Source organism: Shewanella aestuarii (genome assembly GCF_014647215.1).
Lineage (GTDB): Bacteria > Pseudomonadota > Gammaproteobacteria > Enterobacterales > Shewanellaceae > Shewanella > Shewanella aestuarii.
Genome location: NZ_BMOT01000008.1, coordinates 60,014 through 72,664, shown reverse-complemented (window position 1 = coordinate 72,664; position 12,651 = coordinate 60,014). Strand labels below are relative to the sequence as shown.

The window sequence follows — 12,651 nt, the reverse complement described above, 5'->3', positions numbered from 1 at the left end:
ACAATGATCTCGGGCTTTATCCGTTAGATAAATAATCGCCTATTTCATCTAAAAACTCACCACCAAAGCGGTCTAATTTAATCTGTCCCACACCATTGACCGCCAGCATTTCACCAGGGCTTGTGGGGAGCATCGCAGACATTTCTGCCAATGTGGCATCATTAAATACTAAGTAAGGTGGAATATCGTGTTGCTCGGCCAATTCGCGACGCAACAACTTTAATCGCGCAAACAATTTACGATCATATTGCTGCACCGTTCGAGTATTTGATTTACGCTTGACGTCCAGCAATTGAATCCGCGGTTCAGCCAACATCAATGCCATTTCAGCTTTTAAAATAGGTCTTGCAGCAGGGTTCAATCGAATACTTGATCCTCTGGTAATGTCTTGGCTCGCCAAACCTAAATGAATCAACTGCCTAAGCACACTTAGCCAATGTTCTGCCGATTTATCCGCGCCAATACCCCATGTGGTGAGTTTATCGTGCCCTCTGTCGACCACATTAGCCGCTTTAGAGCCTCTAAGTACATCAATCACATGGTGCATGCCAAATCGCTGTTGTAATCGAAACACGCATGATAAAACTTTTTGAGCATCTTCTGTGCCGTTATAACGTTTTGGTGGGTCTAAGCAAATATCACAGTTACCACAGGGCTCTGAGGCACTTTCATCAAAATAATGGAGTAACACTTGGCGTCGACAGGTTTGTGCCTCAGCAAAAGCGGCCATGGTATGCAGTTTATGAAATTCGACTTGCTGTTGTGGGCCGGGTTCAGATTGCTCAATTAAGTGGCGTACACGGCCAATATCGGCGGGGTCAAACAACATGTATGCCTCAGCATCGAGTCCATCTCGACCTGCTCGGCCTGTTTCCTGGTAGTAAGACTCAATGCTTTTAGGTATATCGTAGTGCACCACAAAACGCACATTTGACTTATTTATTCCCATTCCAAAAGCAACTGTCGCCACCACTATGTCGACTTGATCCTTTAAAAATTTATCCTGAATATCAACCCGGTCTTCCTGGCTCATGCCCGCATGATAACCCTGTGCGTTAAAGCCTTGTAATCGCAGACGTTCTGCAACCTCATCCACACGACGGCGGCTACTGCAATAAATAATACCACTGGCACCATTTTGGGATTGCAGATATTGGCGCAGCTGATTGGCAGCATTTAATTTTTCTGCCACGGTATAGCGAATATTAGGACGATCGAAGCTAGCCAGTAGCACGTATGGCTGAATATGCAGGCGCTCACAAATACTGAGCCGAGTCGCTTGATCCGCTGTTGCCGTTAATGCCATTAATGGAATGTGCGGGAAATGCTGTTTAAGTGCACCCAAAGCGGCATACTCAGGTCGAAAATCATGTCCCCACTGACTAATACAATGGGCTTCATCAACGGCAAATAATGAAATCGTCAGTTCATGCATACGCTCAATGAAATCGGGTCTTAATAACCGTTCGGGTGATACGTACAACAGTTTTATTTCACCTTGATGCAATTGGCGTAAAATAGCAGCACTTTGCTCACGCGGTAACGATGAATTTAAATATGCAGCACTCACGCCGCTTTGTCTTAAACTATCCACTTGATCTTTCATCAAAGAAATCAGTGGCGATACCACAATAGTCACTCCTGGAAATACTAGCGCAGGTAACTGATAACACATACTTTTACCACCACCTGTAGGCATAATCACTAAGGTGTCATTACCCGATAGGGCCTGTTCAATCACCTCACGCTGCCCATCACGAAAATCGCGATAGCCAAAAACCTGCTGCAGTTGCGCAGCTAATAAATCATTCTGGGTGGACTTAAGCGGTTGTGATGTCATTAGCGTAAAACTATATATCCATGGTGATAACGGGAAAAATCGCCGTCTATTCTAAAGCACCACAAGCCATATGTCTTGGCATAAACCGCATTCAGTATTAGTGATTGAATCATCTGTAAATTAGCGCTAGATTAAATACTCTATGTTTGTGAGATATGCCAAGGAAGAACATGACTTCACCTATTCAAGCTCAAGTTTTAGCCCAAGTTGCAGAGGTTTTTGATAAACATGTGCCTTTCCATAATCTATTAGGATTATCGATAACACGCTATGACATTGAGGGCGTAGAAGTCGTCGTCAATATGAAGCCAGAGCTGATTGGTAATATACATCAAAATATTCTTCACGGCGGTGTCGCCGCAACCATATTGGATGTCGTAGGTGGCCTGACGGTGTTTGCTGGATTGGTCGCCAGCAGAAAAGATTGGAATATCGAGGAGCTACAACAGCGACTCACAACCTTAGGTACTATCGATATGCGTATTGATTATCTTCGCCCTGGTAGAGGTAAAACCTTTACTGGCACGGGAAGCGTTATTCGTTCAGGTAATCGCGTCTCGGTTTGCCGGATGGAATTACATAATGAAGAAGGCACTCATATCGCGTTTGGCACTGGCACTTACATGGTTGGGTAATATCAGCACATTTCTTTACACAGCGAATGAAACAAGTTAATTAAGTTTACTTGAGTCGCTCATCGATGAGGCCTACAATCCTCAGTCCATTTGCCTGACAACTCCTGTGATCCTTTATGCCTGATTTAGAATACCGTAAAGGCGTTCTCCTTGCTGTGTGCGCCTATGTTATTTGGGGTATTGCACCACTTTATTTCAAATTGCTCACTCAAGTTTCGCCGCTCGAAATTTTAATGCATCGTGTTATTTGGTCATTTGTGTTTATGATTGTATTAATGCAATTTATTGGCGGATTTGGGCGCTTACGGTTGGTATTAAAACACCCCAAACAGATTGGTGTGTTAATCGTTACATCGATATTAATCGCCGCTAATTGGCTGATCTTTATTTGGGCTATAAATAACGATCACATGCTAGATGCAAGTTTAGGATACTTTATTAATCCCTTGTTTAATGTGCTTTTGGGGATGTTATTTCTGGGTGAAAGATTACGAAAAATGCAATGGGTAGCCGTTACGTTGGCGTTTATGGGCGTCTTGTTGCAGCTTATCTCATTCGGCTCAATCCCACTGGTATCATTAGCCCTAGCAGCCAGTTTTGGCTTTTATGGCTTACTGCGTAAAAAGGTCAATGTGGATGCTAAAACCGGATTACTGGTTGAAACCGCATTACTTTTACCTGTCGCGTTAGGATATTTACTGCTGACGTTAGACTCATCTGCTACCAGTATGTTGTTAAATAGTCTCAATTTGAATTTAACACTCATCGCAGCCGGCATTGTAACAACCATCCCTTTATTATGTTTTGCTGGCGCAGCGGTACGTATCCCCTTTTCAATTTTGGGCTTCTTCCAATACATAGGCCCAAGTATTATGTTTATTTTAGCGGTAAAGCTGTTTAATGAACCCTTTGATATGGAAAAAGGCATCACCTTCGGATTTATCTGGCTGGCACTGCTCGTCTTCGTCGGCGATATGCTTACTCAGCGTCAAAAACGCCGCCAAGTCGCCAACGAATAACCGAGTTTAGCTAACCTCAATTCGGGTTGATAGATGAATAAACCAGACCTAAATAGCGAATACCTAATGAGTTTCAGCCAAACTTGAGTTTTTCACAGATAACACGGCAGAATTTACGAGCCAATAGCTGGGATAACGACCCGATGGCAAGTAAATTCAACGCTGTTAGCGGTGCAGTGGGCCGTTTGATCTGGATTTATACTCCCAAGTGAGGTTAGTGAGTGATTTTTGAGTGAAGTAAAGCCAATGCGCGTTCTGGTTGCTCCACACTTATCATCATCAAGTAATTTTTGTATGTGGGTATGATAATTACCCACTGCGAGCCCTGTGTAGCCCCAACAATAGACAATAACGCTTTGCGCTTATCCTGTAATGTAAACCACCCTAAACTGTAACCCGGTAACCCTAATCCATTGGTGCGCCATGCTGGCTTGAGTTCAGTTTGAGTCGTTAAATCTGCAATATATGCCCCTTGCCAATCAATATCTGCGGCGTCTAGGGTTTGAGCATATAACGGGATGTTTAAAGAAACGGTTTTATCATCCCATATCAATTGGCTTGTGTAAGATTGATATAATGCCACGCTAAATATACTGAATACCGCCAGCAATATGCCCATAGCGGCATACTTGGCCGTGTTTGGCATAGGTTTCATCAATATAATGCCCGCTATGACCACCAAACCAACGAGTAAGCCGATTAAACTATAAAGTGCTGAGGTATCGATGGCGCTTAAGGTAATGGTATGCATACTGAACATTCCGTTGATTGTGGGGTTAAGAGGCTATCAAACCGCACAATATAAGCCAACCATTAGGTTTTAAAAGGACAATACTCGATGACCCCAACACATGAGTTTTACACAAAAATCATCACATCATCTTGCGCGATAATACATGCAGAAAACCTTAATCACTCGTTGTAGTGAGGGAATTGCAGATATAAAAAATGCCGGACAAGCCGGCATTCTTATATTGAAAATAGATTATAAATCAAGCGCTAAAATTTTTGAACGACGCTGATAATTATATAATTGCTTTTTCTTATTCGGTAACGCTTCCACTTCTACAATATTAAAGCCGTGCTCTAAAAACCAGTGAATGCTGCGTGTTGTTAGTGCAAATAAGCGTGAGTAGCCGCGCACCCTTGCTTGACCAATAATGTTGTTTAATAACACACTGCCTCGGTCGGCATCACGATAATCTGGATGAACCACTAAACAAGCAAACTCACCAGCGTTATCTTCTTCAAACGGGTATAACGCAGCGCAACCAATAACTAAGTTGTCACGTTCGATCAGCATAAACTGTTCGATTTCCATTTCTAATTGCTCACGAGAACGTCTTACCAGAATACCTTGCTCTTCTAATGGACGAATAAGATTTAGTACTCCACCGATATCACTGATAGTCGCACGGCGTAATCGCTCAGCACTTTCGGTAACAATTTGGGTACCTATCCCTTCTCGGGAGAATAATTCTTGCAGCAATGCACCATCATCTAAATAACTCACTAAATGACAACGAGGTACACCATTGCGACAAGCATCAATACTGGCTTTAACAAACGCCGTTGTGCCAGTACATGCTGAGCCATTCTGCTCCATTATCGCTAAATGCTCTATCGCTTGATTAGGCATCAGTTCCGCAATCGCATTACCGTTTTCATCAGATAGGCCATTAGTCTCACTAAAGCCGATAATTTTATCTGCTTTTAATTTAACCGCTACCTGAGTCGCGACCTCCTCAGCGGTGAGGTTAAAGCTTTCACCGGTAACAGATGCCCCAATTGGCCCCATTAACACAATACAGTTATTATCTAGCTGACGTCTTAAACCTTGACTATCAATACGGCGTACCTTTCCGCTTAAGCAAAAATCAACACCATCATCAACACCTAAAGGCTGTGCTATTACAAAGTTACCGCACACTAAGTTAATCTGCGCATTTTGCATTGGAGTATTGCCAAGGCTCATTGATAAACGCGCAGTAATATCAAATTGAGTTGCACCAGCAACCTGCTTAATGACTTTTAATGTGTCTTCATCAGTGATACGGATACCATTATGGTAAGCAGGCTCTATCCCTGCCGCCTTCAAGCCCGCATCAATCTGTGGCCTGGCGCCATAAACAAGAACGATTTTAATTCCAAGAGAATGCAACAAAGCTACATCATTTAAAATGCCGCGAAAATGATTATTCGCGAGTGCCTCACCGCCTAACATTACAACAAATGTTTTACCGCGATGGGCATTAACATAAGGTGCAGAATGACGAAATCCATCAACCAGTTCTGTAGTTCTCACGGACAAAATCACCTCTCTTAACATTTAATAATTCAATTTCGATGATTAAGTTCACTTAACCACCATATTTTACGCAATGCTATTGCATTTTAATTCACTATTAAAGCATTTATTTTCATCACAGATGAAATAAAAAACTTCCAAACACTGTAAAAACTTCATGACAGCCAGAAAGTTATCATGACTAGTAACCAAGTATAGCTTACTTTTCTTCAAGCATAAAAAAAGCCCCTATTAAGGGGCTTTTTTAAGAGTCAAAAATCAATTACTTGATTTTAGCTTCTTTGTAGATAACGTGCTGACGAATAACTGGATCAAATTTCTTGATTTCCATTTTCTCAGGCATGTTACGCTTGTTCTTTTCAGTAGTGTAGAAGTGACCAGTTTTAGCAGTAGATACTAATTTGATCTTCTCACGATTACCTTTAGATTTAGCCATTTTCTATTATACCTTCTCGCCACGGGCACGAAGTTCAGCAATAACAACTTCAATACCTTTCTTGTCGATAATACGGATACCTTTAGTAGATACACGTAATTGTACGAAACGCTTTTCTTCTTCTAACCAAAAACGGTGGTTTTGTAGGTTAGGTAAAAAACGACGACGAGTCGCGTTTTTAGCATGCGAACGGTTGTTACCAACCATAGGCTTTTTGCCAGTTACTTGGCATACTCTTGACATGTCAATCTTCTCCAAAACAAATTTTTAACGCTCGAGCATTAATGTGCCTCGTATGGCCGTCGCCCGAGGCACAAAGAGGGCGCATTTTATACACGATTGGCTACACAAGATCAAGTATTGTTTATATTAACCATCCTCGCTCGGCGAAGGACACTATCTCTTTATCACCCACAACCATATGATCTAGCAAAGAAACATCGATAGTTTCTAATGCATTTTTTATTCGCTCAGTTATTCGCCGATCAGCTTGACTGGGCTCTGCAATGCCAGAGGGATGGTTGTGACAGACTATTACTGCCGCAGCACCTTTTTCAAGCACAAGGCTTACCACTTCACGTGGATAAACCGAAGCCGCATTTATTGTGCCACGGAATAATTCTACAAATTGAATGACTCTATGTTGGTTGTCCAACAATAGTAAGGCGAACACTTCATAGGATCGGTCTGCTAATTGTCTCATTAAATAGTCCCGAGTTAAATCAGGATTTGTCAAAATTTGACCTCTTTGTAGATTTTCTCGCGCAATTCGCTTAGAAATTTCGGCTGCAGCCTGTAATTGCGCAAATTTTACCGGTCCTACACCGTTAATTTTACAAACTTGCTGCTTCGAGGCTGAAAGTAATTTTCGTAAACCGCCAAACTGCATAATGAGCTGCCGTGATAAATCCAATGCATTTTTGCCAGCCAGACCATTTCTTAATATCACTGCAAGTAATTCTGCATCGGATAATTGTCCTGCACCGTTAAGTAACAGTTTTTCTCGCGGCCCTTCACCTTGAGGCCAATCTTTAATCGCCATAAACCTTCCTTGTTTTTATTTGCCCTTTTCCATTTAAATTAATGGCAGTCACAAAACAGTATGGTCGAATATTTTGATAATGGATCTTCACCCACTTTCTATTGCTTTGTGGTATCGTTAGCCGCATTAGAATTTGAAGCGAATTTTACCCATGCTGACAGATAAGAAAGTATTATTAGGTATTGGTGGTGGCATAGCCGCATATAAAAGTGCCGATTTAATTCGTCGCTTAAAAGAACGCGGTGCAGATGTGCGCGTGATCATGACTCAAAGCGCGATGGAGTTCATTACCCCACTGACGATTCAGGCACTGTCAGGTCATCCTGTGGCGGCAGATTTACTGGATCCCGCGGCAGAAGCAGCTATGGGACATATTGAGCTAGCCCGCTGGGCTGATGTGATGTTACTTGCCCCAGCGACGGCCAATTTAATTGCTCGCATTAATGCAGGCATGGCAGATGATTTACTGACAACCACCTGTTTGGCCACAAGCGCGCCTGTGATTGTGTGTCCAGCGATGAATCAGCAGATGTATCAAAATATCGCTACCCAAGAAAATTTGGCTAACTTAAACAGAAAAGGGTTCAGTTTATGGGGCCCGGCCATTGGCAGCCAAGCTTGCGGCGAAGTAGGCCCAGGCAGAATGTTAGAGCCTTTGGTTATAGCCGAGCAATTAAGTCAATTTTTTGCTCCCAAATTACTTGCAGGCAAAAAGCTAATGTTAACTGCAGGCCCTACACGCGAAGCCATTGACCCTGTCAGATACATTTCGAATCATAGCTCAGGAAAAATGGGCTTTGCGCTAGCACAAGCAGCTGCAGAAATGGGCGCGGAAGTGACCTTAATTTCTGGGCCGGTGAGTTTGGCTACGCCAGCAAATGTGTCACGCATTAATGTTGATTCTGCACAACAGATGCTCTCAGCCGTAATGGAACACATCAACCCGCAAGATATCTTTATTGGTTGTGCTGCTGTCGCTGATTATCGTTTTGCCGATGTCGCCACAGAAAAAATGAAAAAGTCAGCGGAAGAAATGCAGCTTTCGTTGATACGTAATCCTGATATTTTAGCAACGGTTGCGGCATTGGCCGATAAACCCTTCACGGTTGGGTTTGCGGCTGAAACGAATAATGTCGAGCAATACGCGAAAGGCAAACTAACACGCAAGAAACTTGATATGATTGCGGCGAACGATGTATCTGTTCAAGGCTTAGGTTTTAATGCCGATAATAATGCGTTGCAAGTATTTTGGCCAAAAGGCCAACAGACTTTGCCTACAACAGATAAACTGTCATTAGCGCGCCAACTACTTACTTTAATTAATCAGCAGTTACCCACAAAATGAAAACACCTATTGAACTAAAAATACTCGACTCGCGTATCGGTAGTGAATTCCCACTTCCAGCCTATGCAACCCCTGGCAGTGCAGGAATGGACTTACGCGCTATGGTAGATACCACTATGGTTATCGCCCCCGGTGAGACAGTATTAATCCCTACGGGTATCGCTGTGCATGTTGCCGACCCTAGCCTTGCCGCCGTTATTTTACCGCGCTCAGGTTTAGGTCATAAACACGGCATAGTATTAGGTAATTTGGTTGGCCTCATCGATTCGGATTATCAAGGCCCCTTAATGGTATCTTGCTGGAATAGAAGCACTAAACCTTTTACCTTAGAGATTGGTGATCGTTTAGCGCAACTTGTCTTTGTCCCTGTCGTACAAGCACATTTTACATTAGTAGATGAATTTAATAGCTCAGATCGTGGTGAAGGCGGATTTGGTCACTCAGGCACCAAGTAATCTTCATAAGTAGTCACTGAGTCAAGGAAAATAAGAATGGCGGAAAGCCCAAAAATCAATCGTCGCGAACACATTCTACAATGTTTAGCCCAAATGTTAGAAACAAGCCCAGGCCAACGTATTACCACGGCGAAGTTAGCCGCCGAAGTAGGGGTATCGGAAGCTGCGCTGTATCGTCATTTTCCAAGCAAAGCCAGAATGTTTGAAGGATTGATTGAGTTTATTGAAGATGCACTTTTATCTCGCTTGAATATCATCATGGATGAAGAAAAAGACACCATGAAACGCTGCCAGTTAGTGTTGCATCTTTTGTTAGTATTTTCTGAACGCAACCCGGGCATTTCAAGAGTGCTTAATGGTGATGCATTATTGGGTGAAAATGAACGTTTACGCAGTCGCATCAGTGTATTGTTTGCTAAAATTGAAACCCAAATTAAACAAATTTTACGCGAAAAAACCTTACGTGAAGGCCATGGATTTAACCTAGATGAAGCCATTTTAGCTAACTTATTACTGGCCTTTGCAGAAGGTAGAATTTCGCAATTTGTCCGCAGTGAGTTTAAACAAAAACCAACGCAACACTTTGATGAGCAATGGACCTTTATTCAGCAGCAATTGTTGAGAAGCTAGCCAGCATTAGGGCTATATGCAATGTGTATGTAGCTCTAGTTTCCTCCCTATATCCGCTTAATCTAATTGAATAATTAATCCACAACTCTTGCCCCATAAATTCAGATAAAATACAATGCCGTTACATTTTTAACATTTATTACACGGACTGTATTTATGCTGCGCATTTTATACCTCACTTGCTGTTTGTTTATTTTATTCACCCCCCATACTTTTGCCTCGCCATCAATTAAAGACTTCAGTGCTTATTCAGAGTTTTCAGAAGTAAAAATTTCACCCGATGGTAAGCATCTAGGTGTCATTCTTATCGAGAATGAAAAGCGCACATTACTGATTTTAAACCTCGAAAAAATGCAACCTACCTACGCTGTAAAATTTGATGGCGAAGAAGAAGTGGGCAGTTATTACTGGGTCAATGATGAACGGATTGTCTTGCAAAAACTCTATAAGAAACCTCGTCAAGAATCATCTGTTTATTACGGTGAGCTTTTAGCTGTTAACTACGATGGCAGTAAATCAAAATACTTGTTTGGCTACAATGGCCGGGGAAGTTCAGGCAGTGCTAACATGTCTGATAACGAGTCTATTCAGGCAAGTGCATTTGTATTAGATACCTTAAAAGATGATGATAAATACATTTATGTGATGGCTTATCCTTGGAATAGTCTCAACTATGTATATACCCTTGTTTACAAAGTAAACGTCTATTCAGGCAAACGCAAGCGCATCACCACCTCCCCTGTCGCTAACGCTGGTTTTTTAGTAGATAACAATGAAGAAGTGCGTTTTAGCTTTGCTCGTGATAGCAAAAATAATGACCAATTATTTTATTATGATAATAACGAATGGATTGATGCCAGCAGAATTAAAGGCGATCTAACTGATTTTTATCCTATTTCATTTACCGAAGACAACAAATCAATTTACGCGATAGCCAATAGCGAAGGCAATACTCGCGCTATTTATGAAGTTGAACTTGCTAGCGCTAAACATAAAAAAATTATTCAGCATAATATTGTCGATCCACTGAAGACCTGGATAAGTGACCAAACAAATACACTGTACGCGGTTGAATTTGAAAATGGTTATCCTGAATATCGCTTCGTCGACACCGAAAGCAATAAAGCCAAAGCATTACAGCAGCTTATGGCTGCAATTCCAGATCACCGTATCCGTATTGTCAGTGAAACCATCAACGGTAATACCCTTATTGTCATGGCAATGAATGATAAAAACTCAGGTGACTATTACTTATTTGACCGTCAAAACCTCAAGTTAAAGTTTCTATTCGCAGGAAATGCCGCACTTGACCCTAATGAGATGTCAGAAGTTCGCCCTATTAGCTTCGTCAATCGTGATGGTGTAACCATTCATGGTTATTTAACCTTACCGCGTGGTATTGAACATAAAAACATGCCATTGGTGGTTAATCCACATGGTGGACCGCACGGCCCTCGCGATTTATGGGTATTTAACCCAGAAAATCAATTATTAGCCCAAAACGGCATTGCGGTATTGCAAGTGAATTTCCGTGGTTCAGGTGGATATGGAGTTGATTTTGAGGAATCTGGTTATCGTGCATGGGGAAGTAAAATTCAACATGACATTCTTGATGCAACACAATATGCAATAGATCAAGGTTATGCCGACAAAAACAGAGTGTGTGTCTCTGGCGCGAGTTTTGGTGGATATTCTGCCCTAATGAGCCCAATGCTAGCACCCGACATGTTTAAATGTGCCATAGGTGTTGCTGGGGTATATGATTTAGAGCAAATGTTTGAAACTGGTGATGTTCCAGAATCATACGGCGGTAAAGCATTTTTAAAAGAAGTACTTGGTAGTGACGTAGCGCAATTACGTGCGATGTCACCAACTCATAACGTTGATAAGCTTAAAGCCAATGTGTTATTGATTCATGGTGAAGAAGATGAACGAGCACCAATAGAACAATTTGAAGCGATGGAAAAAGCACTAAAACAAGCCAATTACCCTTACCAAAAACAAGTATGGGACAAAGAAGGACATGGTTTTTATAATGCAGAAAACCGCGCTAAATATTATGAAATTATGCTTAAGTTCTTAAAAGAAAACTTAAATGTAAAATAATTTTTTAAGTTTTAAATACCCTTCCAAAGCCGATACTTGACTAAAAAGGTCGGCTTTTCTATTTCAACAATACTATTTTAAAGCAAATAGCGTTATGATCCCCGCCCGGCTGCAGTTAGCGGCACCCTCATTTTTATCGTACACTGATGTGATACTTGTTGTTGGAGAATGTGATGGCACTATCTGAAGCCGCAAAGAAAGTTCAAGCCGCCTTAGCTGACCGTGGGCTAGAAACCCCAATGTTGCCAAAAACGTCAACACCTGAAGAGCGTAAGGTCAAAATTGAACACCACATGCGTGAAATTTTAACTCTTATGTCATTAGACTTAAGCGATGACAGCCTTGCTGACACACCTCGCCGCATTGCCAAAATGTATGTCGACGAAATATTTTCAGGCCTTGATTACGAAAACTTCCCTAAGATCACCGTCATTGAAAACAAAATGGGCGTTGATGAAATGGTCAGAGTTCAAGACATCAGTCTTACCAGCACCTGCGAACACCACTTAGTGACGATTGATGGCTTCGCAACGGTGGCTTATTTGCCTCGGACTAAAATTATTGGTCTATCTAAAATTAACCGTATTGTGCGATTTTTTGCCCAACGCCCACAAGTGCAAGAGCGATTAACCCAGCAAGTGTTAGTGGCATTGCAAACCTTGTTAGAAACTAAAGATGTGGCCGTTAAAATGGATGCTGTGCATTACTGTGTTAAATCTCGCGGTGTGATGGACTCGACCAGTTCAACCACAACTACGGCCTTAGGCGGGATTTTCAAATCAAATTCGGCAACACGGGCTGAATTTCTGCATCAGGTAAAATAGATAGTGCCGCA

13 protein-coding genes are annotated in these 12,651 nt (G+C 41.9%); 7 read left to right on the top strand and 6 right to left on the bottom strand.

Translation table 11 applies throughout. From position 1 onward, the window contains the following. Nucleotides 1-16: 16 nt before the first annotated feature. Nucleotides 17-1,840 carry a DNA helicase RecQ gene (recQ, locus tag IEY03_RS12535; protein WP_188842189.1) on the bottom strand — a complete coding sequence of 608 codons (1,824 nt, stop codon included), beginning with the start codon at nucleotides 1,838-1,840 and terminating at the stop codon, nucleotides 17-19. A 170-nt stretch (nucleotides 1,841-2,010) separates the two neighbouring features. On the opposite strand from recQ, the gene IEY03_RS12530 reads away from it, so the two are divergent. Continuing rightward, a complete protein-coding gene (locus IEY03_RS12530) occupies nucleotides 2,011-2,475 on the top strand; it encodes a thioesterase family protein (protein WP_188842187.1) in 465 nt (154 codons plus the stop codon). Between the two features lie 116 nt (nucleotides 2,476-2,591). Next, entirely contained in the window at nucleotides 2,592-3,494 is a 903-nt protein-coding gene (gene rarD / locus IEY03_RS12525) for an EamA family transporter RarD (RefSeq protein ID WP_188842185.1), read from the top strand. 214 nt (nucleotides 3,495-3,708) lie between these two features. On the opposite strand, the gene IEY03_RS12520 is transcribed toward rarD, so the two are convergent. The 5 genes from IEY03_RS12520 to radC form a co-directional block, all read right to left on the bottom strand. Beyond that, nucleotides 3,709-4,245, bottom strand: a complete 537-nt coding sequence (locus tag IEY03_RS12520) for a PH domain-containing protein (protein ID WP_188842183.1) — start codon at nucleotides 4,243-4,245, stop codon at nucleotides 3,709-3,711. A gap of 234 nt (nucleotides 4,246-4,479) precedes the next feature. After that, nucleotides 4,480-5,799 carry an amino-acid N-acetyltransferase gene (gene argA / locus IEY03_RS12515; protein ID WP_188842181.1) on the bottom strand — a complete coding sequence of 440 codons (1,320 nt, stop codon included), beginning with the start codon at nucleotides 5,797-5,799 and terminating at the stop codon, nucleotides 4,480-4,482. 265 nt (nucleotides 5,800-6,064) lie between these two features. Then, complete coding sequence (gene rpmG / locus IEY03_RS12510; protein ID WP_160054468.1) at nucleotides 6,065-6,238, bottom strand: 50S ribosomal protein L33; 174 nt, start codon at nucleotides 6,236-6,238, stop codon at nucleotides 6,065-6,067. Between the two features lie 6 nt (nucleotides 6,239-6,244). Continuing rightward, on the bottom strand, nucleotides 6,245-6,481 hold the full coding sequence (gene rpmB, locus IEY03_RS12505) for a 50S ribosomal protein L28 (RefSeq protein WP_188842180.1): 237 nt from the start codon (nucleotides 6,479-6,481) through the stop codon (nucleotides 6,245-6,247). 121 nt (nucleotides 6,482-6,602) lie between these two features. Beyond that, the gene (gene radC, locus IEY03_RS12500) at nucleotides 6,603-7,280 is read right to left on the bottom strand and encodes a RadC family protein (protein WP_188842178.1); all 678 of its coding nucleotides are present in this window, start codon (nucleotides 7,278-7,280) and stop codon (nucleotides 6,603-6,605) included. 151 nt (nucleotides 7,281-7,431) lie between these two features. Between radC and coaBC the strand changes: the two genes are divergently transcribed. From coaBC to folE, 5 genes are all read left to right on the top strand, one after another. Next, nucleotides 7,432-8,625: a bifunctional phosphopantothenoylcysteine decarboxylase/phosphopantothenate--cysteine ligase CoaBC gene (coaBC, locus tag IEY03_RS12495; RefSeq protein WP_188842176.1), complete on the top strand. Its 1,194-nt coding sequence runs from the start codon at nucleotides 7,432-7,434 to the stop codon at nucleotides 8,623-8,625. After that, on the top strand, nucleotides 8,622-9,080 hold the full coding sequence (gene dut, locus IEY03_RS12490) for a dUTP diphosphatase (protein WP_188842174.1): 459 nt from the start codon (nucleotides 8,622-8,624) through the stop codon (nucleotides 9,078-9,080). Before coaBC ends, dut begins: the two co-directional genes overlap by 4 nt. 36 nt (nucleotides 9,081-9,116) lie before the next feature. Further along, nucleotides 9,117-9,710, top strand: coding sequence for a nucleoid occlusion factor SlmA (slmA, locus tag IEY03_RS12485; RefSeq protein WP_188842172.1), 594 nt, complete (start codon nucleotides 9,117-9,119; stop codon nucleotides 9,708-9,710). 156 nt (nucleotides 9,711-9,866) lie between these two features. Next, complete coding sequence (locus tag IEY03_RS12480; protein WP_188842170.1) at nucleotides 9,867-11,816, top strand: alpha/beta hydrolase family protein; 1,950 nt, start codon at nucleotides 9,867-9,869, stop codon at nucleotides 11,814-11,816. Nucleotides 11,817-11,989: 173 nt separating this feature from the next. Further along, complete coding sequence (gene folE / locus IEY03_RS12475) at nucleotides 11,990-12,640, top strand: GTP cyclohydrolase I FolE (RefSeq protein ID WP_188842167.1); 651 nt, start codon at nucleotides 11,990-11,992, stop codon at nucleotides 12,638-12,640. Nucleotides 12,641-12,651 lie beyond the last annotated feature (11 nt).

Bases quoted from the DNA above. Each gene is read 5' to 3' on its own strand.
- rpmG (WP_160054468.1), bottom strand. From the start codon at position 6,238: ATGGCTAAATCTAAAGGTAATCGTGAGAAGATCAAATTAGTATCTACT.
- rpmB (WP_188842180.1), bottom strand. From the start codon at position 6,481: ATGTCAAGAGTATGCCAAGTAACTGGCAAAAAGCCTATGGTTGGTAAC.
- folE (WP_188842167.1), top strand. From the start codon at position 11,990: ATGGCACTATCTGAAGCCGCAAAGAAAGTTCAAGCCGCCTTAGCTGAC.
- recQ (WP_188842189.1), bottom strand. From the start codon at position 1,840: ATGACATCACAACCGCTTAAGTCCACCCAGAATGATTTATTAGCTGCG.
- coaBC (WP_188842176.1), top strand. From the start codon at position 7,432: ATGCTGACAGATAAGAAAGTATTATTAGGTATTGGTGGTGGCATAGCC.
- dut (WP_188842174.1), top strand. From the start codon at position 8,622: ATGAAAACACCTATTGAACTAAAAATACTCGACTCGCGTATCGGTAGT.
- rarD (WP_188842185.1), top strand. From the start codon at position 2,592: ATGCCTGATTTAGAATACCGTAAAGGCGTTCTCCTTGCTGTGTGCGCC.
- IEY03_RS12520 (WP_188842183.1), bottom strand. From the start codon at position 4,245: ATGCATACCATTACCTTAAGCGCCATCGATACCTCAGCACTTTATAGT.
- slmA (WP_188842172.1), top strand. From the start codon at position 9,117: ATGGCGGAAAGCCCAAAAATCAATCGTCGCGAACACATTCTACAATGT.
- IEY03_RS12480 (WP_188842170.1), top strand. From the start codon at position 9,867: ATGCTGCGCATTTTATACCTCACTTGCTGTTTGTTTATTTTATTCACC.
- radC (WP_188842178.1), bottom strand. From the start codon at position 7,280: ATGGCGATTAAAGATTGGCCTCAAGGTGAAGGGCCGCGAGAAAAACTG.
- IEY03_RS12530 (WP_188842187.1), top strand. From the start codon at position 2,011: ATGACTTCACCTATTCAAGCTCAAGTTTTAGCCCAAGTTGCAGAGGTT.